Source organism: Falsirhodobacter sp. alg1, assembly GCF_000739715.2.
Taxonomy (GTDB): Bacteria; Pseudomonadota; Alphaproteobacteria; order Rhodobacterales; family Rhodobacteraceae; genus Falsirhodobacter.
Genome location: NZ_BBJC02000070.1, coordinates 1 through 682, shown reverse-complemented (window position 1 = coordinate 682; position 682 = coordinate 1). Strand labels below are relative to the sequence as shown.

Sequence of the window (682 nt, the reverse complement as noted above, 5' to 3'; positions counted from 1 at the left end):
GCGGCGATGGTATCCGCGATTTCGGCGTCCATATCGCCCTGCGCCTTGTTCACAAGGGCGCAGGCCTTCTTGATCACACCAAGGGCGCGAATGATCGCGACGGGCTGTTTTTCCCAGCCGATCGGAAAGTTCTGGATGGATCGCTGTGTCTGCGCGCCCCAGTATTTGTCGGCGGGAACTTCAAGCGGGCCGAAGCTGTCGGTCTCGGTACCGGCAGCTTCGGCAAACTGTTTTCCGAAGTTCTGGAAACCACCGACAGCAAGCAGGTCGAGGGCTTGCGCTCAACCGGGGCAAATGCCCTGCAGCGCGGCCGTTTTGGCGTCATCCCGCAGGTAATGCCCGTGATTGCCAGCCAGATCCTCTATATGCTGGAGTCGAATACACGTGGCGCGACCGTCATCGGCGCTATCGTGGGTGGCGGGATCGGCCTTTTGTTGACTCAGGCCATTCAGACCCAGAAGGATTGGGAAGATGTGACCTATTACATCATTCTCGTGATCCTGATGGTCATGATGATGGGACGGCATTTCCGGCTGGATCCGCCGTCGGCTGATCAAAGGCTAATACCGGCGTGACCGGATAGCGTCACCCGTTCACCCGCGAACCAGGTGTGCCCGTATTCCAACGGGCACACCATTTTCATCGATATTGAGTCGACACCGAACGCAGGGATCGGATCTCC

1 protein-coding gene and 1 pseudogene are annotated in these 682 nt (G+C 58.4%); one reads left to right on the top strand and one right to left on the bottom strand.

From position 1 onward, the window contains the following. A partial coding sequence (locus TR36_RS15605; RefSeq protein ID WP_255357370.1) for a lyase family protein occupies window positions 1–266 on the bottom strand: 266 nt, incomplete at its 3' end. Between TR36_RS15605 and TR36_RS14225 the strand changes: the two are divergent. Further along, window positions 210–564, top strand: a pseudogene (locus TR36_RS14225) (PhnE/PtxC family ABC transporter permease); the annotation flags it as partial. The gene TR36_RS15605 and the pseudogene TR36_RS14225 overlap by 57 nt on opposite strands. Between the last annotated feature and the right edge of the window lie 118 nt (window positions 565–682).